22 protein-coding genes are annotated in these 20,940 nt (G+C 68.7%); 10 read left to right on the top strand and 12 right to left on the bottom strand.

All coding sequences use genetic code 11. From position 1 onward, the window contains the following. Positions 1 to 40: 40 nt before the first annotated feature. Positions 41 to 2,053 carry a M13 family metallopeptidase gene (locus LF41_RS02990; protein WP_036165394.1) on the top strand — a complete coding sequence of 671 codons (2,013 nt, stop codon included), beginning with the start codon at positions 41 to 43 and terminating at the stop codon, positions 2,051 to 2,053. Here the strand turns inward: LF41_RS02990 and LF41_RS02995 are convergent. Continuing rightward, positions 2,050 to 2,715, bottom strand: coding sequence for a rhomboid family intramembrane serine protease (locus LF41_RS02995; protein ID WP_036165397.1), 666 nt, complete (start codon positions 2,713 to 2,715; stop codon positions 2,050 to 2,052). The two genes, LF41_RS02990 and LF41_RS02995, sit on opposite strands and share 4 nt — an antisense overlap. A gap of 56 nt (positions 2,716 to 2,771) precedes the next feature. On the opposite strand from LF41_RS02995, the gene LF41_RS03000 reads away from it, so the two are divergent. After that, positions 2,772 to 3,380 carry a 2OG-Fe(II) oxygenase gene (locus tag LF41_RS03000; RefSeq protein WP_036165399.1) on the top strand — a complete coding sequence of 203 codons (609 nt, stop codon included), beginning with the start codon at positions 2,772 to 2,774 and terminating at the stop codon, positions 3,378 to 3,380. A gap of 1 nt (position 3,381) precedes the next feature. Here LF41_RS03000 and LF41_RS03005 read toward each other — a convergent pair whose 3' ends face one another. Further along, the gene (locus LF41_RS03005; RefSeq protein ID WP_052116074.1) at positions 3,382 to 3,726 is read right to left on the bottom strand and encodes an MGMT family protein; all 345 of its coding nucleotides are present in this window, start codon (positions 3,724 to 3,726) and stop codon (positions 3,382 to 3,384) included. 44 nt (positions 3,727 to 3,770) lie between these two features. Here LF41_RS03005 and LF41_RS03010 point away from each other — a divergent pair, with 44 nt between their 5' ends. Next, on the top strand, positions 3,771 to 4,181 hold the full coding sequence (locus LF41_RS03010) for a hypothetical protein (RefSeq protein WP_036165401.1): 411 nt from the start codon (positions 3,771 to 3,773) through the stop codon (positions 4,179 to 4,181). Here the strand turns inward: LF41_RS03010 and folE2 are convergent. The 7 genes from folE2 to efp form a co-directional block, all read right to left on the bottom strand. Beyond that, entirely contained in the window at positions 4,178 to 5,098 is a 921-nt protein-coding gene (gene folE2 / locus LF41_RS03015) for a GTP cyclohydrolase FolE2 (RefSeq protein ID WP_036165403.1), read from the bottom strand. The genes LF41_RS03010 and folE2 overlap by 4 nt on opposite strands. Positions 5,099 to 5,161: 63 nt before the next feature. After that, the gene (locus tag LF41_RS03020; RefSeq protein WP_152599858.1) at positions 5,162 to 5,890 is read right to left on the bottom strand and encodes a phytoene/squalene synthase family protein; all 729 of its coding nucleotides are present in this window, start codon (positions 5,888 to 5,890) and stop codon (positions 5,162 to 5,164) included. Continuing rightward, positions 5,887 to 6,573, bottom strand: coding sequence for a phosphoglycolate phosphatase (locus tag LF41_RS03025; RefSeq protein ID WP_425599463.1), 687 nt, complete (start codon positions 6,571 to 6,573; stop codon positions 5,887 to 5,889). The genes LF41_RS03020 and LF41_RS03025 overlap by 4 nt, the downstream gene beginning before the upstream one ends. Next, a complete protein-coding gene (gene ubiG / locus LF41_RS03030; protein ID WP_036165407.1) occupies positions 6,552 to 7,271 on the bottom strand; it encodes a bifunctional 2-polyprenyl-6-hydroxyphenol methylase/3-demethylubiquinol 3-O-methyltransferase UbiG in 720 nt (239 codons plus the stop codon). The genes LF41_RS03025 and ubiG overlap by 22 nt, the downstream gene beginning before the upstream one ends. Positions 7,272 to 7,284: 13 nt before the next feature. Beyond that, positions 7,285 to 8,625 (bottom strand): TRZ/ATZ family hydrolase, encoded by a 1,341-nt coding sequence (locus tag LF41_RS03035; RefSeq protein ID WP_036165847.1) that lies wholly within the window; start codon positions 8,623 to 8,625, stop codon positions 7,285 to 7,287. After that, positions 8,619 to 8,843 carry a hypothetical protein gene (locus tag LF41_RS03040; RefSeq protein ID WP_036165411.1) on the bottom strand — a complete coding sequence of 75 codons (225 nt, stop codon included), beginning with the start codon at positions 8,841 to 8,843 and terminating at the stop codon, positions 8,619 to 8,621. Before LF41_RS03040 ends, LF41_RS03035 begins: the two co-directional genes overlap by 7 nt. Beyond that, the gene (gene efp, locus LF41_RS03045; RefSeq protein ID WP_036165414.1) at positions 8,843 to 9,409 is read right to left on the bottom strand and encodes an elongation factor P; all 567 of its coding nucleotides are present in this window, start codon (positions 9,407 to 9,409) and stop codon (positions 8,843 to 8,845) included. The genes LF41_RS03040 and efp overlap by 1 nt, the downstream gene beginning before the upstream one ends. 73 nt (positions 9,410 to 9,482) lie before the next feature. Here efp and epmB point away from each other — a divergent pair, with 73 nt between their 5' ends. Beyond that, on the top strand, positions 9,483 to 10,499 hold the full coding sequence (gene epmB / locus LF41_RS03050) for an EF-P beta-lysylation protein EpmB (RefSeq protein ID WP_036165418.1): 1,017 nt from the start codon (positions 9,483 to 9,485) through the stop codon (positions 10,497 to 10,499). Positions 10,500 to 10,608: 109 nt separating this feature from the next. Next, positions 10,609 to 12,687, top strand: coding sequence for a GGDEF/EAL domain-containing response regulator (locus tag LF41_RS03055; protein WP_036165421.1), 2,079 nt, complete (start codon positions 10,609 to 10,611; stop codon positions 12,685 to 12,687). A gap of 44 nt (positions 12,688 to 12,731) precedes the next feature. On the opposite strand, the gene htpX is transcribed toward LF41_RS03055, so the two are convergent. Continuing rightward, complete coding sequence (gene htpX, locus LF41_RS03060) at positions 12,732 to 13,637, bottom strand: protease HtpX (RefSeq protein WP_036165424.1); 906 nt, start codon at positions 13,635 to 13,637, stop codon at positions 12,732 to 12,734. A gap of 102 nt (positions 13,638 to 13,739) precedes the next feature. Between htpX and gluQRS the strand changes: the two genes are divergently transcribed. The 4 genes from gluQRS to phbB (LF41_RS03080) all read left to right on the top strand — a co-directional run bounded on the left by gluQRS (position 13,740) and on the right by phbB (LF41_RS03080) (position 16,916). Then, complete coding sequence (gluQRS, locus tag LF41_RS03065; protein ID WP_036165426.1) at positions 13,740 to 14,648, top strand: tRNA glutamyl-Q(34) synthetase GluQRS; 909 nt, start codon at positions 13,740 to 13,742, stop codon at positions 14,646 to 14,648. A gap of 41 nt (positions 14,649 to 14,689) precedes the next feature. After that, positions 14,690 to 15,430 carry an acetoacetyl-CoA reductase gene (gene phbB / locus LF41_RS03070; RefSeq protein WP_036165428.1) on the top strand — a complete coding sequence of 247 codons (741 nt, stop codon included), beginning with the start codon at positions 14,690 to 14,692 and terminating at the stop codon, positions 15,428 to 15,430. A gap of 128 nt (positions 15,431 to 15,558) precedes the next feature. Beyond that, a complete protein-coding gene (phaR, locus tag LF41_RS03075; RefSeq protein WP_036165849.1) occupies positions 15,559 to 16,071 on the top strand; it encodes a polyhydroxyalkanoate synthesis repressor PhaR in 513 nt (170 codons plus the stop codon). Between the two features lie 104 nt (positions 16,072 to 16,175). Then, positions 16,176 to 16,916: an acetoacetyl-CoA reductase gene (gene phbB / locus LF41_RS03080; protein ID WP_036165429.1), complete on the top strand. Its 741-nt coding sequence runs from the start codon at positions 16,176 to 16,178 to the stop codon at positions 16,914 to 16,916. 15 nt (positions 16,917 to 16,931) lie between these two features. Here the strand turns inward: phbB (LF41_RS03080) and LF41_RS03085 are convergent, their stop codons facing one another. Further along, entirely contained in the window at positions 16,932 to 17,819 is an 888-nt protein-coding gene (locus LF41_RS03085; RefSeq protein ID WP_036165431.1) for a M48 family metallopeptidase, read from the bottom strand. Positions 17,820 to 17,848: 29 nt separating this feature from the next. Continuing rightward, the gene (locus LF41_RS03090) at positions 17,849 to 19,696 is read right to left on the bottom strand and encodes a formylglycine-generating enzyme family protein (protein WP_084073269.1); all 1,848 of its coding nucleotides are present in this window, start codon (positions 19,694 to 19,696) and stop codon (positions 17,849 to 17,851) included. A 118-nt stretch (positions 19,697 to 19,814) separates the two neighbouring features. Here LF41_RS03090 and rnd point away from each other — a divergent pair, with 118 nt between their 5' ends. Beyond that, the gene (rnd, locus tag LF41_RS03095; protein WP_036165433.1) at positions 19,815 to 20,912 is read left to right on the top strand and encodes a ribonuclease D; all 1,098 of its coding nucleotides are present in this window, start codon (positions 19,815 to 19,817) and stop codon (positions 20,910 to 20,912) included. Positions 20,913 to 20,940 lie beyond the last annotated feature (28 nt).

A 20,940-nucleotide genomic window follows, 5' to 3' on the forward strand; every position in this document is an offset into this window, starting at 1 on the left:
TGCTACACTCGGGCGGACTTCTTCCCCCGGGTTGCATGCGATGACGCAAAGACTGGCTCCCCTCGCCCTCGCCCTCAGTGTCGTGCTCGTCGCCGGCCTCGCCTCGCCCGACGCGATGGCGCAGAAGAAAAAGAAATCGTCGAAGCCCAAGGCGCCACCCGCGCCCACCGCATGCACGGACTTCTACAGCGTCGCCACGGCGGACTGGGCGAAGGCGCATCCGCAGCCGGCCACGGGCAGCGTCTCGGCGATGGGCGAACTGGCGGAGCGTTCGCTGCAACAGCAACGCGACCTGCTCGACGCCGCGATGCAGGGCCCGCAAGGCAACGTGCAGAAACTGCTCGGCGATTTCTGGGCCAGCGGCCTGGACGAAGCCGCGGTCGAGCGCGACGGCGCCAATCCCGTCGCGCCGCTGCTCGCGCGCATCGACGGCATCCGCAAGGCGAAGGACATCCCGCCGGCCATCGCCGCGCTGCACCAGGTCGGCATCCCCGTCGCGTTCAACTTCGGCGCGGACATCGACCTGCGCGATCTGTCGCGCCACATCGGTTACTTCGGCCAGGGCGGCCTCGGCTTGCCGGACCCGGCCTTCTACACGCGCGGCGATGCGGACACCAAGGCCGTGATGTCGCGGTACGAGGACTACGTCAAGAAGATCCTGACGCTGTCCGGCACGCCGGCCACGCGCCTGGATGCGGACGCGAAGGCGGTCATCGACCTGGAAACGCGCATCGCGCAGGCGAGCAAGCCGATCGTGTCGCTGCGCGAGTTCCAGTCCAATTACGCGCCGGTGGCGGTCAAGGACATCGGCAAGACGTACAAGCGGTTGCAACTCGCCGAATTCCTGAAGGCGCAGGGCGTCACCGACGACACGGTGTCGATCGCCAACACGCAGTTGTTCACGCAACTCGACGCGATGGCCGGCAGCCTGCCGCCGGCGCAGTGGCAGGCGTACCTGCGCTTCCATGTCGGCAATGCGATGGCGCCGTACCTGGCCAAGGCGTGGCGCGATGCGGAATTCGAGTTCCGCGGCCGCGTGTTGCGCAGCCAGGCCACGCCGCCGGAACGCTGGCGCCAGGTGCTCGACGCCATCACCACCGCCGCCGGCCCGATGCTCGGCCACGAATACGCCGCGCGTTACGTGCCGGCGGGGACGAAGTCGCGCGCCGAGCAGATCGCCACCGACGTGCGCAGTGCGCTCGGCCGTGCGGTCGATCGCAGCCCGTGGATGGGCGCCAGTGCGAAGGCTGAAGCGAAAGCCAAGCTCGACAAGCTCAAGATCGAGATCGGCACGCCGCGGCGCGACCTGGATTACAGCGTGCAGCCGATGGGCCGCGGCAGTTTCGGCGGCAACATGCTGATCGCATCGACGTGGCGCCATCGCGAGGAGATGAAGCGCATCGGTCGTGGCAACGCCGATCGCCGATGGGACGTGCTGCCGCAGCAGCCCACCCTCGCCTACGACATCGCGCAGAACCGCCTGATCGTCACCGCCGCGATGTTGCAGGGCCCGGTGCTCGACATGAGCGCGGACTCGGCGTCGCAGTACGGGTCGTTCGGTGCGCTGGTCGGCATCGAACTCGGGCACGCCGTCGACAACAAGGGGCGCTTGGTCGATTCGAAGGACACCGTGCGCGACTGGTGGACGCCGGCGGAAAACGACGCGTGGAATGCGCTCGGCCAGAAGGTCACGACGCAGTACGGCCAGTTCGAGGATCCGGCGCTGACGGGCATCAAGATCAATGCCTCGCAGACGTTGAACGCGAACGTCGCGGATTTGTCGGGCGTCGAGCTCGCGTGGGATGCGTGGCGCAACGCCAACGCATCGGCCGATGCGACGGCGCAGAAAGCGTTCTTCCAGGGGTGGGCGAACCTGTGGGCGCAGCAGAGCAGTGCGCAGGACGCCACCGCACGCGCGGCGACGGGCGTGCACGCGCCGGGCAAGTGGCGCGTCAACGGCCCGCTGATGAACCTGCCCGCCTTCGGCGAGGCCTACGCGTGCAAGGCCGGCAGCGCGATGGTGTCGAAGGATCCGATCCGCATCTGGCCCTAACGCACGATGCGAGGACGCGGCGGCCCCTTGCGGCCGCCGCCGAATGGCGGCTGCCCGCGCCAATAGCGGATCAGCAACCACCCGAACAACATCCCGCCCAGGTGCGCGAAGTGCGCGACGCCGGGCTGCGCGCCGGAGATCCCGAGCAGCAGCTCGATGACGCCATAGCCGATGACCAGCGTGCGCGCCTTCATCGGGATCGGCGGGAACAACAACATCACGCGCTGGTTCGGGAACAACATCCCGTACGCGAGCAGCAAACCGAACACGCCGCCCGACGCACCCAGCGTCGGCGCCGCGCCGCTCCCCGACTGCATCGCCCACCAGCCGACCGCCAATTGGCACAACGCCGCGCCGACGACGCACACGAAGTAGTACGTCGCGAAGCGCTTGCTGCGCCAGGTGTATTCCAGCGGCGCGCCGAACATCGCCAGCGCCAGCATGTTGAACAACAGATGGAAGATGCTCTGCGGATCGTGCAGGAACGCGTACGTCACCAACTGCCACGGCATGAACGGCTGCGCGTACGGCGAAAGCTGGTCGAGCCCGATAGGCCACAGCTGGAAGATGTCCAGCGCCGAGCCGGCGAGGTATTGCAGGACGAACGCGACACCGTTGGCGATCAGCAACGCCTTGGTGACGGGCGGCAGGCGGGGAAACATGCGGGGGAAGCTCTCTTCGACGGGGGATTCGGGGGGAGCGCGACTATCATAGCGGCATGATCCCGAATGCCGCCGTGCACGACGTCGCGGCCCTCGCCGACGCCCTGCGCACCCATGGCGCGTGCCGGCTTCCCGACTTCCCCGATGCCGACACGACGCGGGCGCTGCGCGACGACCTCGACCGGCTCCTGTCCGAAGGGGCGCTGGCCCCCGCATCGGTCGGCCGTGGCGCGTCGCATGGCCCGCGCGCCGACATCCGCGGCGACTCGACGCTCTGGCTCGACAACCCGCGCACGGGCCCGGCGGCCGCCGCGTTCCTCGCCGCGCTCGATACGCTGCGCATCGAACTCAACCGGCGCCTGTTCCTGGGCGCCGACGAAGTCGAGGCGCACTACGCCGCGTATCCGCCGGGCACGCGCTATGCGCGCCATCGCGACCGGTTCAAGGACGACGACGCGCGCGTGCTGTCACTGGTGACCTACCTCAATCCCGATTGGATCGACACCGACGGCGGCGCGCTGCGCCTGGCGCTCGACGAGGGCGAAATCGACATCGTGCCGCGCACCGGCAGCATCGTGTTCCTGAGCGAATGCGAGCACGAAGTACTGCCCGCCACGCGCGAACGCCGCAGCATCGCGGCTTGGATGCGCCGCCGCCCGCGTTGATTCAGCGCGGGCGCCAGAGCGCGGCGTCGAGATCGCCGTCGAGATCGCGGACCGATTCGGCGATGCGCACGCGGCCGGCGCGCACGTCGACGCCTTCGGCGCGCAGGCGCTGCGTCTGTTCGCGATAGCCCTTGGAATTCGGCGGGAACGCGATGCGCCCGTCGCTGCGCAGCACGCGGTGCCAGGGCAGCTCGGGGCCGTCGTGTTCACGCAGCACGCGCGCGACCATGCGCGCACGGCCCGGCAGCCCCGCGCGACGCGCCACGTGCCCGTACCCGGCGACCTGCCCGGGGGGAATGGCACGGATGGCGGCAATGATCCGCTCGGCGGGAGACAGGTCGGCCATGAGGGACTAGCATAGCGATTCCGCGTCCCCCGGCCTTCCCCCGCATGCAGAACTTCGAGCAGATCCGTACGCACCTGGCCCAGGGCGGCTTCCGCATCACCATGTCGGAGCCGTACGTCATGTGCGTCGAACTCTCGCTCGAGCAGGGCACGCGCCACCAGGCGATCTTCCTGTCGGAGATCGTCGACGACGACGGCCGCAACTACCTGCGCGTGAGCACGGCGGTCGCGCCGACCACGGGGCTCGATGCGCGCCGCGCGCTCGCGTTCAACTGGGAAAGCCGCGTGGGCTACCTGTCCATCGGCGAACTCGACGGCGTGCCTTACCTGCAACTGTGCGAAAACCGCCCCTACGACTGCGTGTCGCCGGGCGAGGTCGACCGCTTGATCCTGGAGATCGGCGGCATGGGCGACCGCATGGAACGCATGATGTCCGCCGGCGGCGACCTGCTCTAGGCGTTCGTCCCCGAAACCCGCGCGACGGCGTCATGCGGATGCAGGCTTTCGAAATGCGCGACGCGGATGTCGTAGCGCTCGATGCGCGCGTCGTTCGACAACGCACCCGCCACGCGACGCGCGGCGTCCTCGCAGAACATCAGGTTGGCGGCGTTGAGTTCGGCGAAGGCTTGTTCGTCTTCGCGCTTGACCGCGGTTTGAACCGGCGTCCCGAGGGAAGCTTCGACCGCGTCGACGAGATCGAGTAACGGCAGCTCGTCGAACGCCGGACGCAACACGACGCGCACGTCGGCGCGGCTGCGCTGCGCGTGCGGCGTTGCCGCAAGGCCGCGTTCCGATGCGAGCCATTCGGCGACGACTTGCGTCGACATCGGGCGCGCGGCCGCGAAATCGCTGGCGAAGCGTTCGGCGTTCACCTGGCGCGACAACGCCGCCGACGCCGGGCACGTGCTCGAGTATTCGACCGCGAACCCGAGTGCGAGATGCAGATGTCCTTCGCTGAGCTCGGCTTCGATCGTCACCGGATAACGCTTCCAGCCGACGTTGTCGCTGGCGAGCGCGCGGCGCTGGAGCAGATGTTCGTAACGGATATGCAGGCGCGCCCGCGTGGATGCGCCCTTCTGCGAATCGACGAAGCCCTGCAGGACGCGGCGCAATCCGCCGGGCGTGATCGCCTCGCTCGCGAAGGCCTGTTGCAACTGCAGGTACAGGCGCGACATGTGGATGCCGCGCGCCTGGCCGTCGCGCAGGTCGACGGCGACGTCGACATCGGCGGCCACCTGCACGGCCTGCCCGTCGGCATCGTGGATGCGCACGGGGACCGCGATGCGGTCCATGCCGACCCAGTCGAGCGGGCGCGCGAGGGCGGCGGCCTCATGGGCGACGTCGGGGAGCATGGCGGGGGGACGCGTGTTCATGGCGGGGGATTGTAGCGAGGGGGTGGGCCGGGTCGTGATGGCGTGGCCGGAACGCACTGTCCGCTATCGGCGAGCGGCCTGCCACGCAGTCAGCAATGCGCGCCAGGCGGGGAGCGGGCGATCCTGCGCGCCCGTGCTGTAACGGCGCAGGCGTTCGCGCACGAGCGCCGCGTGCAGGCGGCCAGGGATCGAACCACCGTGCGGCGGCGGCCAGCGTTCGAGCAACGCCTGCGCCCACAACCGCGCGGCGGTGCCATCCCCCGCGCCCTGCCCTGCCTGCGCGACCGATTGCAGCGGCGCGCCCGCATCGCCGCCGGCCAGCGCGCGTTCGCCGAGCAGACTCGCGGCCACGCTGTGCGCCGGCGCGGTTTCGCCGCCGCCGAACAACGTGGCGGCGATGGTCGAGACCGCATCGGCGAAGGGCGCGATGCCCGTGAAGGCATCGTCGAACGTCGCCGGCCGTTCGCGCGTGGCGAGCAACGACGGCACCGCCGCCGCGAGCACTGGCCACGCGGCCGGTTCGCGTTGCAACACGATGCCGAGCGGATGCCTTCGCACGCCGCGCGACCATCCCTGCAATTCCTCCGCCCACCACGCGAGCTTCGCTTCGCCGGGACGTGCATCGACGCCATGCCACGCCGCGTGCGTCAGCTCGTCGCGCAACGCGAACCACGCGACTGCGCGTTCGCGATGCAGCGGCGCCACGAAAGGCTCGGCCAGCGGCCACTCCGGCCAGCGCGCGCGCCATTTCGCGAGCATCTCGTCGACCGCGGGGTCCCGCACCGCGTTCACGGCCAGCGATCCGCCGTGCACAGTTCGATAGGCGTTTCGACCATCGTCGTGCCCTGCCACGCGACCGGATCGTCGTTGTCGAGCCGATAACCCCACAGCGCGACGACCGACTTCATGCCCGCCGCACGCGCGGCCTGGATGTCGCGCTCGTCGTCGCCGACGTAGACGACATCCGACGCGGCGACGCCCATCGCATCGGCCGCATGCAGCAACGGCAAGGGATGCGGTTTGCGTTCGGGCAGCGAATCGCCGCCGATGAGCACCGCGCAGCGCGCTTCCCAGCCGAGCATCGGCATCAGGTCGCGCGCGAGATACTCAGGTTTATTGGTGACGATGCCCCATGCGCACCCGGCGTCTTCCAGTGCACGCAGCATCGCGGCGATGCCGTCGAACAGCGTGCAGTGCTTGCCGAGTTCGCGATGGTAGGTGTCGAGGAATTCCGGGATCCACGCGTTGCGTTCGTCCGCCGGCACGTCCGGGAACGCAGCGGCGGTCATCGCGCGCGCACCCTTCGACACGACGGGACGCAACGTCGCCATGTCCATCGGGCCACGGCCGCGTGCAGCGCGCATGGCATCGACTGTGGCGAGCATGTCGGGCGCGCTGTCGAGCAAGGTGCCGTCGAGGTCGAACAGCACCGCTTTCGGAAATGGCACGTCGCTCACTCCGGCTTGCGCGCGCAGGCGAGGTAGTTGACGTCGGTGCGCCGGCCGATGCGCGCGGCGTTGCGCCACGGTTCGTACACCAGCCCGCTGACGTCCTCGAGTTCCAGGCCCGCCTCGCGCAACCAGCCCGCGAGTTCGGACGGCTTGATGAAGTCGCGATACTGATGCGTGCCCTTCGGCAGGATGCGCGCGATGTATTCGGCGCCGACGATGGCCAGCGCGAACGCGGCCGGCGTGCGATTCAACGTGGAGAGGAACAGGCGGCCGCCCGGCTTGAGCATCGTCGCGCACGCCTGCAACACCGACGGCGGCGAGGGCACGTGTTCGAGCATCTCCATGCAGGCAATGGCATCGAACGTCGCGGGTGATTCTTCCGCGAGCGCTTCGGCCGGCATCTGGCGGTAATCCACCTTGACGCCCGATTCCAGGCCGTGCAGGCGCGCGATCTTCAGCAGGTCGGGCGCCAGGTCGATCGCGGTGACGTCCGCGCCGGCGGCGGCCATCGCTTCGCTCAGCAAGCCACCGCCGCAGCCGACATCGAGCACGCGCGCGCCCTGCAAGGTGATGCGATCGGTGATGTACGACAGGCGCGCGGGATTCAGCGCATGCAGCGCCTTCTGCGGGCCGTCGGGATCCCACCAGCGATGCGCGAGCTCGTTGAAGCGGTCGAGCTCGGCCTGGCGGAAGTTGTCTTCGTTCGGTTGCGCGGAGGTCATGCGAGGTCCGTCCTCACGCCGTGCGCACCGCGGCGATGCGGTCGCGCCATTGGCGCGCATTGGCGACGATGCCGTCCACGTCCATGTCGACGAGGATGCGGCTTTCCAGCTTGCGATGGCCCGCGATCCAGACATCGCTCACTTGATGCCGGCCGCAGGCGTAGACGAGTTGCGAAACGACGTGGTGCAGCGGTTGCGTTTCGAGCGCGCCGAGGTCGACGCATACCAGGTCCGCCTGCTTGCCCGGTTCGATCGACCCGATCGCCTCGTCGAAGCCCAGCGCCTTCGCGCCGCCGAGCGTCGCGGCGCGCAATGCGGTGAAGGCATCGAACGCGGACGCGTCTTCACCGACGGCCTTGGCGAGCAACGCGGCGGTGCGCATTTCGCCGAACATGTCGAGGTCGTTGTTGCTGGCCGCGCCGTCGGTGCCGATGGCCAGGTTCACGCCGGCGGCGGCGAGCTTGGCGACCGGGCAGAACCCCGAGGCGAGCTTGAGGTTCGATTCCGGGCAATGCGCGACCGACACGCCGCGCTCGGCGCACAACGCGATGTCCGCGTCGGTCAGCTGCGTCATGTGGACGGCGATCAGGCGATCGTTGACGAGGCCGAGGCGATCCAGCCGCGCGATCTGCGATTGACCGAGATTCTTGCGCGCTTCGGCGACTTCATGCGCGGTCTCGTGCACGTGGCAGTGCACCGGCACGTCGAGCTGGTCGGCGAGCATGCGGATGCGCTCGAAGTTCGCATCGGACACGGTGTACGGCGCATGCGGCGCAAACGCGGTGGCGACAAGCGGGTCGTTGCGCCACTGGTCGTGCACTTCGCCGGCGCGGTCGAAGTATTCGTCGGCCGTGCGCGCCCACGCGGTGGGAAAATCGATGACCGGCAACCCGACGCGCGCGCGGAACCCGTGCTTGCGGTACGTCGCGGCCTGCACGTCGGGGAAGAAGTAGTTTTCGTTGCAGCACGTGGTGCCGCCGCGGAGCATTTCGGCGATGGCGAGCGTCACGCCGTCGGCGACGAATTCCGGCGAGATCACGGCCGCTTCGATCGGCCAGATGTGGCCCTGCAGCCATTCCATCAGCGGCAGGTCGTCGGCGACGCCGCGCAACAGCGTCATCGGGTTGTGCACGTGCGCGTTGACCAGGCCCGGGATCAGCACGCCGTCGGGGCGCGAGACGACGTCCTTCGCCTCGAACCGCGCGCGCGCATCGGCCACCGGCAACACCGCGACGATGGCGCCGTCGCGTACGGCGACGGCGTAATTGGCGAGCACGACGCCATGCGGCTGCACCGGCACGACGTGGCCGGCTTCGATCAGCAGGTCGCAGGCCTCCAACGCCACGCTTACCAGAGACCCGCGCCGAGGGCGAACGTGAGCCCGAAGGCGCCGGCGCCGAACAACAGCCACGCCAGCAGCATCAGGCGCAACGCTTCGCCGAAACGCAGCGCGCGTACGCTCCCCGGGAACACGCGCGGGAGCGTCGTGTTCCAGAGCCACAGCACCGCGACCGCCGCGACGAGGACGCCGGCGAGCCAGATCGCGAGTTGCATGAAGGCCGAAGGGTCCATCACTTCACGCGGCTGACGTACTCGCCCGAGCGCGTGTCGACCTTGATCGTTTCTTCCTGGCCGACGAACAGCGGGACGCGCACGACGGCGCCGGTTTCCAGCGTGGCCGGCTTGCCGCCGCCGCCCGAGGTGTCGCCGCGGACGCCCGGATCGGTTTCCGTGATCTTGAGTTCGACGAAGTTCGGCGGCTGCACCATGATCGGCGTGCCGTTGAACAGCGTGACCACGCATTCTTCCTCGCCCTTGAGCCACTTGTCCGCGCCGCCCATGCCGTTCTTGTCGGCCTGCACCTGCTCGAAGGACTCGGGGTTCATGAAGTGCCAGTACTCGCCGTCGGCGTAGAGGAACTGCATGTCGGTATCGACGACGTCGGCCTGCTCCACGCTGTCGGTGGCCTTCATCGTCATTTCGACGACGCGGCCGGACTTGATGCTGCGGTACTTCACGCGGGTGAACGCCTGACCCTTGCCCGGCTTGACGTATTCGGTGTCGATGATGACGCAGGGGTCGTTGTTGACCAGGATCTTCTGTCCGGTCTTGACGTCGTTCATGCCGAGGGTGGCCACGGTGTCGCTCCTGATTGATTGCCTGTGCAGCCCGGCGGGCCGTTGACGGGGCCGCTAGAATGCCGAGCTCGCCATGATACCTGCCGAAGCCCTTCCCCTGCAGCCGCTTGCGACGCCCGACTGGCGCCACCAGTGGCGCGATGCCGTGCGCGATCCGCGGCAATTGCTCACCCTCCTGGGCCTGGAATCATTGGCTTCGTGCATTTCGGATGCGGCTGCGGCGCAATTCCCGCTGCGCGTGCCGCGCGCCTTCGTTTCCCGCATGCGCCCGGGCGATGCGAACGACCCGCTGCTGCGGCAGGTGCTCCCGCTCGACGATGAAGACCGCCTCGTGCCGGGCTTCGGCCTCGATGCGGTGGGCGATGCCGCCGCGCGCACCGCGAACGGCGTGCTGCAGAAATACCGGGGGCGCGCCCTGCTGGTCGCCACCGGGAGTTGCGCGGTCCACTGCCGCTACTGCTTCCGCAGGCACTTCGATTACGCGGGCGACACCGCGGCGGCCGGCGGATGGGGCGAGGCGGTCGCGCGCATCGCCGCGGACCCGACCATCGACGAAGTGCTGCTCAGCGGCGGCGACCCGTTCTCGCTGGCCACGCCGAAGCTCGCCGAACTCACCGATGCGTTGGCCGGCATCCCGCACCTCAAGCGCCTGCGCATCCATACACGGCTGCCCATCGTGCTGCCCGACCGCGTGGACGAGGACCTGGTCGCCTGGCTGCGGGGGCTGCCCTGGCCGGTGACGATCGTGGTGCACGCCAACCATGCAAACGAATTCGACCCCGCGGTCGATGCCGCCCTCGCCCGCCTGCGCGATGCCGGGGCCATGCTGCTCAACCAGGCCGTGTTGCTGCGCGGGGTCAACGACGATGTCGCGTCCCTCGCGGCGCTGAGCGAGCGCGGCCACCGCGCCGGCGTGTTGCCCTATTACCTGCACCAGCTCGATCGCGTGCAGGGCGCGGCGCATTTCGAAGTCGACGATGCGACCGCCCTGTCCCTGCACCGCACGCTCGCCGCCCGCCTGTCCGGGTACCTCGTGCCCCGCCTGGTCCGTGAACTCCCCGGCGATCCGGGCAAGAGACCCCTCTCCTGACCGTTCGACGCATGGACCTTGACGGGCCATTCGTGCCATAAGGTCAACCGTCCGTCGCCGGAACCGTTTTCCCACTCCCCGGTCGACCCCGCGACCCAGAGAGACCCGGATGCGAGCAAAACAGGACAGCGTGCTGCGACTGCTGATCGTCGACGACAGTGTCGAGGCGGCGGAAGCCATCCTCAGCGGCCTGCGCAACGCTGGCATCAACGTGCGCGTGTCGCGCCCCGAAAACGACGACGCCCTGCCCGCCCTTGTCGGCGGCGCGCTCGACCTCGTGATCGCCGCGAAGGACGCCAAGCACCCGACGATGGCCGCCGCGATGCAGGCCATCGACGCCAGCGGCAAGGACATTCCGTTGCTGATGGTGGTCGACACCGTCGACGACACCACGTTGCTGCAAGCGAGCGAGCGCGGCGTGCGCGGCCTGATCCTGCGCGGCCGCATGCCGCACGTGCTGGCCACGGTGCGCGCGGAATGGGAAGACCTCGAGGCCCGCCGCGCGCAGCGCCTGCTCGAAGCGCAGGTGCGCGAGACCGAACGCCGCTGCGATGCGCTCATCGATTCCTCGCGCGACCCGATCGCCTATGTGCACGAAGGCATGCACATCCGCGCCAACCAGGCATACCTGGAGATGTTCGGGTTCGATTCCTTCGACGACATCGAAGGCATGTCGCTGCTCGACCTCGTCGCGCCAAGCCATGTCGCCAACTTCAAGACGCTGCTCAAGGGGCTGTCGAAGGGCGAGGCACCTCCGCCGCGCTACGAGCTCGAAGCGCTCGACCAGGAAGGCAACCGCTTTCCCGCCACGATGGAATTCACCTCCGCCTTCTACGAAGGCGAGCCGTGCATCCAGATCGTGTTCCGCAGACAGGAGACCGATCCGGAACTCGCGCGCGAAGTGGAAGAACTCCGCCAGCGCGACCAGGCCACCGGCCTGCTCAACCGCCCGACGTTCCTCCAGCAACTGGAGTCGTCGGTGGCCGGCGCCGCGCACAGCGGCGCGCACCACGGCCTGCTGCTGATCGAGCCGGACCACTTCGTCAAGCTGATGCAGGAAATCGGGCTGGATGCGTCGGATGACCTCATCGCCGGCCTCGCCACGCGCCTGCGCAGCGCGCTCGGCCCGGACGACATCGCCGCGCGCTTCGGCGAGCATCAATTCGCGGTGCTGTCGAAGAACAGCGACCACGTCGGCACGGTCGCGCTCGCCGAGCGGGTGCGCGCGGCGTTCGAGGGCCACGTGTTCGAAGTCGGCGAGCGTTCGCTGTCGGCGACGGTGAGCATCGGCGGCGTGCAGATCGGCGAAAAGATCGCGTCGGTCACGCAGGTGCTGGCCAAGGCCAGCCAGGGCGTGCAGTCGTCGGTAGGCGTTGGCGGCAATCGCGCGGAGATCTTCGATCCGGGCGCGGTGGATCGCGCCGAGGAAGAACGCGTGCGTGCGTGGGTCGACCGCATCCGCGCGGCGGTGGACGGCGACGGCTTCGTGCTGCACTACCAACCCATCATCAGCCTGCACGGCGAGCCGGGCGAAACTTACGAGGCGCTGCTGCGTCTGCGTGGCGCGCAGGAAGGCGAGCTGGTGCCGCCGCAGATGTTCCTGCCGGTGGCGGAGGAGCACGGATTGTTGTGGGAAATCGACCGCTGGGTCGCCGGCCGCGCGATCCAGGTGATCGCCGAGCGCGCGCGCCAGCGCAAGGACACCACGCTGCTGGTCAAGATCACGCAGGCCTCGCTCGGCGACGACACGCTGGCGAAGTTCATCGGCGAGCAGCTCGCGCTCAACAAGGTGCAGGGCGACCGCCTCGTGCTGCAGCTCCCGGAGTCGAAGGTCTTCACGCACCTCAAGCAGGCGCAGGCCTTCCGCGCGGCGGTGAAGCAGTTCGGTTGCCGCGTCGGCCTCGAGCAGTTCGGCACGGGCCTCAACAGCTTCCAGCTGATGCAGCACTTCGAGCCGGCACTGGTGAAGATCGATCGCGCCTTCATCCAGGAACTCGCGCAGAACCCGGACAACCAGGCGAAGATCAAGGAATTCAGCGCGCGCGCCGCGGAACAGGGGGCGCAGACCATCGCGGAGTTCGTGCAGGACGCAGGCTCGATGACGTTCCTGTTCACCAGCGGCGTGGACTACGTGCAGGGGCACTTCCTGGCCGCCGCAGGACCGGACATGGACTACGACTTCCAGTAAGCCGCACCAAGGAGAAAGGCCCGCCGAAGCGGGCCTTTTTCGTTTCAGGTCACCACGTTTTGGCGCACCTGGTTCGCCGCCGGCTGCCAATTCTTCAGCGCCTCGATGCGCTCCTCCAGCGGCGGATGCGTCATCAGCAAGCGACGCAGGCCGTGGCCCACGCCACCGCTGATGCCGAACGCGGCGACCTGCTTGGGCAGCGTGCTTTCGCCGTAGGTGAGCGACAGGCGCTGCAGCGCGGCGACCATCTTGTCGCGGCCGGCGAGCGTTGCGCCGCCGGCGTCGGCGCGGAACTCGCGGTGACGCGAGAACCACATCGCGATCATGCTGGCGAACAAACCGAAGACCAGGTCGAGCACGAACACGATGACGTAGTACCCGATGCCGCCGCCACCGCCTTCGCGGTTGCCGCTGATGAAGCCGTCGATGACGCGGCCCACCACGCGCGAGAGCACGATGACGAAGGTGTTCAGCACGCCCTGCAGCAGCGCCATCGTGACCATGTCGCCGTTGGCGACGTGGCTGACTTCGTGGCCGAGCACGGCTTCGGCCTCGTCGCGGTCCATCGCGCGCAGCAGGCCGGTGGACACGGCGACGAGCGCCTTGTTGCGGTTGGCGCCGGTGGCGAACGCGTTGATTTCCGGCGCGTCGTAGATGGCGACTTCGGGCATGCCGATGCCGGCGGCCTTCGCCTGGCGCTGCACGGTGTCGAACAGCCAGCGTTCGGTTTCATTGCGCGGTTGCGTGATGACGTGCGCCCCGGTGCTGCGCTTGGCCATCCACTTGGAGATCAGCAGCGAGATGATCGAGCCGCCGAAACCGAACACCGCGGCCATCACGACGAGCCCCACGGCCGACTGCGGGTTGATGCCGAAGATCGCCATCACCACGCTCAACAGCGCGAGCACGGCGAGGTTGGTGGCGAGGAACAGGACGACGCGCTTGATCATGGGTTGTATCTCACCAGGCCGGCGGGGGAAGCGGCCATGTAGGGGAAGTGTGGCGAGCTTCGTATAAATTCAAGCCGAATGTCGATGCGAACCGCCCCGTCCATGCCTCCCCGGAATCCCGTTCGTCGCGGGCGCTTCGCGCCCTCGCCCACCGGCCCGCTCCATCCGGGCTCGTTGCTGGCCGCCTTCGGCAGCTGGTTGCTGGCGCGCCATGCGGGGGGCGAATGGTGGATCCGCGTCGAGGATCTCGACCCGCCCCGCGAACAACCCGGCGCGATCGAACGCCAGCTGCGCACGTTGCAGGCCTTCGGCTTCGAATCCGACGGCCCGATCCTCTACCAGAGCGCGCGCGATGCCGCCTATCGCGACGCGCTCGGGCGGTTGCTCGCCAGCGGCGCAGCGTTCGAATGCTGGTGCAGCCGCGCGGACCTGGCGGACAACGGCGGCCTGCACCACGCGTGCGTCACCGGTCCGCAGGCCGGTCGCACGCCGGCCGTGCGCCTGCGCGTGCCGCAAGGACAGGTCGTCGCCTTCGACGATGCGATCCAGGGCCGCGTCACGCAGGACGTTGGCCGCGAAGTGGGCGACGTCGTGTTGCGCCGCGCCGATGGCTTCTGGGCCTACCAACTCGCCGTCGTCGTCGACGATGCCGCGCAGGGCATCACCGATGTCGTGCGCGGCGCCGACCTGCTCGATTCCACGCCGCGCCAGATCCTGCTTCAGCGCGCGCTCGGCCTGCCGACGCCGGATTACGCGCACCTGCCGCTGATCGTCGATGCCGACGGGCGCAAGCTGTCGAAGTCGATGGACGCGGCCCCCATCGACGACGCCGCCGCCCCCCTGCCCGCGCTGCGGTGGGCCTGGCGCGCGCTCGGGCAGGACCCGGCGGCGCTGGAAGCGTGCACCGATGTCGCCGGAACGCTCGCCGCGGCGCTGGCCGGCTTCTCGCCTTCACGCGTTCCGTCGGAATCCGTTGCGATGCACAACACGGGTGTCGCAATCGCGCCCTAGACTGGGACAGCACGCTTTACGCACATCAAGGAGAGAGGCGCATGACTTCGAGGGTAGCCCTGGTGACGGGCGGCACGGGCGGCATCGGCACGGCGATCTGCCGGCGGTTGGCGCTGACGGGCCATCGGGTGGCGACGAACTACCGCAACGAAGAAAAGGCGCGCGCCTGGCAGGAGAAGCTGCGCGCCGACGGCATCGAGGTCGCGCTTGCCGCGGGCGATGTCTCCAGCGACGCGGATGCAGAGGCGATGGTGCGCGAGGTCGAACGGCAACTCGGCCCCGTCGACATCCTCGTCAACAATGCGGGCATCACGCGCGACACCACGTTCCACAAGATGACCTCGCAACAGTGGCGCGAGGTGATCACGACCAACCTGGATTCCTGCTTCAACGTCACGCGCCCGGTCATCGAAGGCATGCGCGCGCGCAAGTGGGGCCGCATCATCCAGATCGCATCGATCAACGGGCAGAAGGGCCAGTACGGCCAGGCGAACTACGCCGCCGCGAAGGCCGGCATGCACGGCTTCACGATTTCGCTGGCGCAGGAGAATGCGAAGTTCGGGATCACGGTCAACACGGTGTCCCCCGGCTACATCGGCACCGACATGGTGATGGCCGTGCCCGAAGACGTGCGCGCCAAGATCGTCGCGCAGATCCCCACGGGCCGCCTGGGCGAACCGGACGAGATCGCATACGCGGTGGCGTTCTTCATCCCCGACGAAGCGGGCTGGATCACCGGCGCCAACCTCTCGGCGAACGGCGGGCAATACATGGGCTGGTGACGCCCGTGGGTGAATCCCCGGCAACCCGGGGATTCACCTTCATGACCTGAGGGTCTTGACAGCCCAGTTGCAATCCCCTGTTGCGGTGCGCCATGCTCGGGCACGCCGTCTTCGGGGGTCGACCGCACATGCCAGTCCGCGTCATCAAGAAGTATCCGAACCGCCGTCTCTACGACACGCGGATCTCCAGCTACATCACCATCGAGGACGTGCGCCAGCTCATCGTCGATGGCGAAGAGTTCGAGGTGCGCGACGCCAAGACCGGCGAGGACCTCACGCGCTGCGTGCTGCTGCAGATCATTTCCGAGCACGAGCAGGAAGGCGAACCGATCCTCTCCACCCAGTTGCTCAGCCAGATCATCCGGTTCTACGGGGATTCGCTGCAGGGCTTCATGGGCAACTACCTCGAACGCTCGATGCAGATGTTCCTCGAGCAGCAGCAACAGTTCCGCCAGCAGATGAGCGGCCTGATCGGCCAGGCGCCGTGGACCATGCTCAACCAGCTGACCGAGCGGAACCTGGAGATGTGGAAGGACTTCCAGCAAGGCCTGGTCGGCGGCATGGGCCGCCCCGCCGCCCCGCGCGCCACGCCGCGGGACGAGAAGGACCAGCCCAAGGAAAAGGACAAGTCCAAGGTCTGAGGCTTTCGCCCCCCGCGTCCGGGGCGTGACGTGCGTGCGTTGACGGCTGAGTTCGCCGCTGGCACGCTGCGGCCTCCTGTTGCACCGCACCAATCGGAATTCCCATGAGCAAGCGCGTGGCCGTCGTGACCGGCGGCATCGGTGGTCTCGGTACCGAGATCTGCAAGACCCTGGCCCTCGCCGGCCGCACCGTCGTCGCCGCCGACCTCGGCGCGCGCGAGGAGCGCATCGCCCAGTTCCGCCAGGACGTCGACGGCCTCGACGTGCATTTCGAATCCGGCAACGTCGGCGACTTCGATGCCTGCGGCGCCCTCGTCCGCAAGGTCGAGGCCGAACGCGGCCCGATCGACATCCTCGTCAACGCCGCCGGCATCACGCGCGACACGACCCTGCGCAAGATGGAGCGCACCGACTGGGAGTCGGTGATGAACATCAACCTCGACGGCGTATTCAACATGTGCCGCCACGTGGTGGACAGCATGACGACGCGCGGCTTCGGACGCGTGGTCAACATCAGCTCGGTCAACGGGCAGACCGGCCAGGTCGGCCAGACGAACTACTCCGCCGCCAAGGCCGGCATGCACGGCTTCACGATGGCGCTGGCGCGCGAAGTCGCGCGCAAGGGCGTCACCGTCAACAGCGTTTCGCCGGGCTACTGCGAAACCGCGATGGTCATGGCGGTGCCGGAAGACGTGCGCACCAAGATCGTCGCCAGCGTGCCCGTCGGCCGCCTCGGCAAGCCGAGCGAAATCGCGCGGACCGTGGAATTCCTGACGAACGACGAAGCAGGCTTCATCACCGGCGCCAACATCCCGGTGAACGGCGGCCTGTTCATGAGCTTCTGATTCGCGCGACGGCGCTTACTGCGCCGTCTCGCAGAACTTCTTCCTGTACTCCATCGCCTTCGGCATCAACGCCTGGAGGTTCTGGATGCGCGTGCCCGGGTTCGGGTGCGTGCTGGAAAATTCCGGCGGCGCCTGCCCGCCGCTCGCCTGGCCCATGCGCTCCCACAACGGGATCGCTTCCTGCGGGTCGAAACACGCCGCCGCGGCGAGCATCAGGCCCATCTCGTCGGCCTGCGTTTCCTGCTTGCGCGCATACGGCAGCGCGCGGCCATAGCCGTACACGGCCATCACCGCCTGCATCTGCTGCTGGTCCATGCCGCTCATCGCGCCGGCCATCTGGCCCATCTGCGCGAGTTTCTGTTCCGACATGCGCTGCGCGCCGTGGCGCAGCAAGGCGTGCGTGATTTCGTGGCCCATCACCACCGCCATCGCGTTGTTGTTCTGCGCGACGGGAATCAGCCCGGTGTACACCGCCATCTTCCCGCCCGGCAGGCAGAACGCGTTGACCTGTTCGGACTGGATCAGGTTGACGTCCCAATCGAAGGTCTTCTCGATGTGCGGCGCCTGCATGCCGTGTTCGGCGGCGAGCGCGTCGGAGACCTGCGGGATCTTCGCGATCAGCCGCGCGGCAATCTCCTTTACCGCGCGCGCATTCGGATCGCTCGGCGGGACGATCTGCTCGGTCTGCTGCAACTCGTTCCAGGCCTGCAGGCCGAGCGCCTTTTCGTCGTCTGGCGTGATGCTCTGGTCGATGAGCACTTTCTCGCCGGTCAGCGGATCGTCGACGCGATTGGAAAACCAGTAATACGCCGCGTAACCGGCGAACAACAGCAGCACCCACCAGCGGATGCCGCCGAATCCCATGCCGCGCCGGCCTTGCTGGTTCCCGTACTGCATGTTCATCGCGATGCTCCTTGCGAGTGGACCGCGCCCTACAGTTCCCGCACGAGGCGGAAGCCGAGCCGCGCATTGGTGGTGTCGCCATCCGTCGACAAACGCCAGGCCGACCGCACCTGCGCCGGTGCGCTCACCCACGAACCGCCGCGGATCACGCGCTGGCGGCAACCGGGATTGACCCACGGCTGCCCGTCAGCGGGGGCGCGCCGGTACCCGACGTGCCAGCAGTCGGCGACCCACTCGCTGACGTTGCCGCTCAGGTCGTGAAGACCGAATGCATTGGGCGGGTAGCGCCCCGTCGGCGCGGGCCCCCAGTACCCGTCGGAATAGCCGAGGAAGGCGTTCCGCCAGCGCCGCCCCGTCGGCGAGACATCGCCCATTCCGGTGATGTTGCCCGCGAAGCGCGGCGGTATCGTCCCGGGCCACGCCAGACTGCCTTCGCTGCCGGCGCGCTCGGTGTATTCGAACTGCGCCTCGCTCGGCAACGCATAGCGTTCGCCGGTCTGCTGCGACAGCCAGTGCGCGTACGCCTCCGCGTCGCGTGCGCTCACGTGCAGCACCGGCATCGCGTCGGAGGCGAGCTGGCCGACGTAATCGTGCCGCCAATCGATGTTGCTGCGGCGCACGAGCGTGCCGCTGCGTTCGTCGTACACGATCGAATGCCCGCGACGCACCGCACGCGGCTTGTAGTTGGTGGCCTGCACGAACCGGCGGAATTCGCCGACGGTGGTTTCGGTGCGCGCCATGGCGAAGCCGCGGTCGAAGCGCACGTAATGCAACGGACGTTCGGACTTGTTCGCATCGGTCTCGCCCTCCCGCGCGCCCATGCGGAAGCCGCCGTGCGGCACGACGACCATCTGCGGCCCGCGCGCGCCGCTCTGCAATGCGTCGGTGAACACCTGCCCCGGACGGAACAGGCCGTAGTGCGCGACCTGGTCGATGCGCGTGCGCAATTCCGTCGCGGCCGGATCGCCGGGCGGCGCGATTCGCAGCATTTCCGACAACGTGCGCCGCGCTTCGGGCAAGCCGTTCTCGCGCATGAGCACGGCCATGCCCTTGTCGCGCAGTGCGTCGACACCGGCGCGGCGCTGCGTGGCGATGCGGCGGCGCGCGTCGTCGACCGTCGTCATGCGGGGCCGCACGCGCTCGGCGAGTTTCAATTGTTGCTCGGCGCCGTCGAAATCGTTCTGCGCCGCGCGGTCTTCCGCGCGGCGGATCAGCGCGCTTTCCACCGCGGCGATGCCTTGCGAGGCGCGTGCGTCGCCGGGGCGGCGTTCAAGCGCTTCGCGGAAATAATCCAGCGCGCCGCGATCGCCGGGCGCTTCGCCCAGGCGGCCGGATTGCAGTTCGCGTTCGCCGCGGTGATCGAGCTGCACGGATTGATCGGCGCGATCCACGCGCGAGAGATACGCGACCATGCCCGCATCCGCCGGCGCGGCCGTGCGCCCCACTTCGCCGACTTCGTGCGCGCGCACGAGGCCGTTCGGATCGTTGTCCATGCGGGCCAGCGCGGCGTCGCCCGCGACGATCAGCAATGCGATGGCGCGCGCGTGCGCCCGCTGGATGTCGGCATCGCCCGGTTGGCGGGCCAACAATTCGAGCAGCAGCGGCACGGCGTCGCGCGGACCGCCGAACAGGCGTCCTTCCCCGAGCGCCGTGTTCGCTTCGGCGAGCACCGTCGATTCCTCTCCGGGTTCGATCATCACCGGCGGCGGTTGCCATGCCGGGACGACCACCGCTTCTTCGCCCGTGATGGTCACCAGCGGATTGCGCTGCGCTTCGGGCGTGTCCGCGTCGCCCACGCGCTTGCCGTCGCAGGCGGCGAGCGCGAGGACACACGCGAAGGCAAGCAATCGGGGCGAGCGGGTCCGTGGAGGCGTCATGAACGTCCGTGGGGCCGTGACACGACGATGGTGGGCCATGGCCGCTGTCCAGGGCAACCGTGGCTTCGCCGCGGGTGGCCGGTTAGTCTGGCGCCCTGTCCTTTTCGCAAGACACCTCGTGCATCACTGGATCACCGACCCCACCGACCTCGCGGCACGCCTGGCGCACCGCCCCACCCGCGTCGGACTGGACACCGAATTCATCCGCGAACGCACCTACTGGCCGCAGCTGGCGCTGGTGCAGATCGCCCTCGACGACGCGGACGGCCATCCGCAGATCCTGCTGGTGGATACGCTCCGCGACGGCATGAACGCAGCGCTGGCCCCGATGCTCGCCGATCCGGCGGTGCTGAAAGTGATGCACAGCGCGTCGGAGGACATCGTCGCGTTCAAGCGTGCGTGCGGCGTGGCGCCGACGCCGTTGTTCGATACGCAGATCGCCGCGGGGCTCGCCGGCATCGGCGCCGGCATGGGCTATCAGCGCCTCGTGCAGGAAATGCTGGGCGTGACGCTCGCGAAGGGCGAGCAACGCTCCGATTGGCTGCGCCGCCCGCTCAGCGATGCGCAACTGCAGTACGCCGCGGACGACGTCGTGCATCTCGATGCGCTGTATCGCGCGCTCTCGGACAAACTCGACGACCTCGGCCGCCGTGCATGGCTCGACGAAGACAGCGCCCGCCTCGCGCAAGGCGCCGACGAAGCCGGCGAACGCTGGCCGCACCTGGCGCTGCGCGCCGCGCAATTCCTCGACACGCCGGGCCAGCACCGTTTGCTGCGCCTGCTCCGCTGGCGCGACGCCTACGCCCGCAGCAGCGACCGCCCGCGCAGTTGGATCCTCGACAACGAACTGGCCACAACGCTCGCGCGCACGCCGCCGATCGACCGCGACGCGCTCAAGCGCCAGCTCGACGCGATCCCGAAATCCCCGCGCAGCCTGGTCGACGCCCTGTGGAACGCGCTGACCACGCCCCTGCCCGACGAAGCCGAATCGCCGCCGCCGCGCAGCGAAGAGCGCGACAAAGCGGCCCTGCGCAAATTGCAGGACATGACCGCGCAGGTCGCCAGCGAACTCGGCCTCCCCGACGGCGTCCTCGCCTCCCGCCGCTGGCTGGAAACGCTGCTCGACGGACACGACTGGCCCGGCGCACTCTCCGGCTGGCGCAGGCAACAGCTGGAAGCGCGCCTCAAGCCGTTGCTGGCCGCAGGCCCGAACTGAACGGGGATCGGCACCGATTCGCGGTGCG

It is taken from the genome of Lysobacter dokdonensis DS-58, from assembly GCF_000770795.1.
GTDB classification, from domain to species: Bacteria; Pseudomonadota; Gammaproteobacteria; order Xanthomonadales; family Xanthomonadaceae; genus Noviluteimonas; species Noviluteimonas dokdonensis.

Bases quoted from the DNA above. Each gene is read 5' to 3' on its own strand.
- phbB (WP_036165428.1), top strand. From the start codon at position 14,690: ATGACTTCGAGGGTAGCCCTGGTGACGGGCGGCACGGGCGGCATCGGC.
- LF41_RS03085 (WP_036165431.1), bottom strand. From the start codon at position 17,819: ATGAACATGCAGTACGGGAACCAGCAAGGCCGGCGCGGCATGGGATTC.
- LF41_RS02995 (WP_036165397.1), bottom strand. From the start codon at position 2,715: ATGTTTCCCCGCCTGCCGCCCGTCACCAAGGCGTTGCTGATCGCCAAC.
- LF41_RS02990 (WP_036165394.1), top strand. From the start codon at position 41: ATGACGCAAAGACTGGCTCCCCTCGCCCTCGCCCTCAGTGTCGTGCTC.
- LF41_RS03040 (WP_036165411.1), bottom strand. From the start codon at position 8,843: ATGGACCCTTCGGCCTTCATGCAACTCGCGATCTGGCTCGCCGGCGTC.
- LF41_RS03005 (WP_052116074.1), bottom strand. From the start codon at position 3,726: ATGGCCGACCTGTCTCCCGCCGAGCGGATCATTGCCGCCATCCGTGCC.
- LF41_RS03000 (WP_036165399.1), top strand. From the start codon at position 2,772: ATGATCCCGAATGCCGCCGTGCACGACGTCGCGGCCCTCGCCGACGCC.
- LF41_RS03010 (WP_036165401.1), top strand. From the start codon at position 3,771: ATGCAGAACTTCGAGCAGATCCGTACGCACCTGGCCCAGGGCGGCTTC.
- LF41_RS03090 (WP_084073269.1), bottom strand. From the start codon at position 19,696: ATGACGCCTCCACGGACCCGCTCGCCCCGATTGCTTGCCTTCGCGTGT.
- gluQRS (WP_036165426.1), top strand. From the start codon at position 13,740: ATGCCTCCCCGGAATCCCGTTCGTCGCGGGCGCTTCGCGCCCTCGCCC.
- phaR (WP_036165849.1), top strand. From the start codon at position 15,559: ATGCCAGTCCGCGTCATCAAGAAGTATCCGAACCGCCGTCTCTACGAC.
- htpX (WP_036165424.1), bottom strand. From the start codon at position 13,637: ATGATCAAGCGCGTCGTCCTGTTCCTCGCCACCAACCTCGCCGTGCTC.
- ubiG (WP_036165407.1), bottom strand. From the start codon at position 7,271: ATGACCTCCGCGCAACCGAACGAAGACAACTTCCGCCAGGCCGAGCTC.
- folE2 (WP_036165403.1), bottom strand. From the start codon at position 5,098: ATGAACACGCGTCCCCCCGCCATGCTCCCCGACGTCGCCCATGAGGCC.
- phbB (WP_036165429.1), top strand. From the start codon at position 16,176: ATGAGCAAGCGCGTGGCCGTCGTGACCGGCGGCATCGGTGGTCTCGGT.
- LF41_RS03055 (WP_036165421.1), top strand. From the start codon at position 10,609: ATGCGAGCAAAACAGGACAGCGTGCTGCGACTGCTGATCGTCGACGAC.
- epmB (WP_036165418.1), top strand. From the start codon at position 9,483: ATGATACCTGCCGAAGCCCTTCCCCTGCAGCCGCTTGCGACGCCCGAC.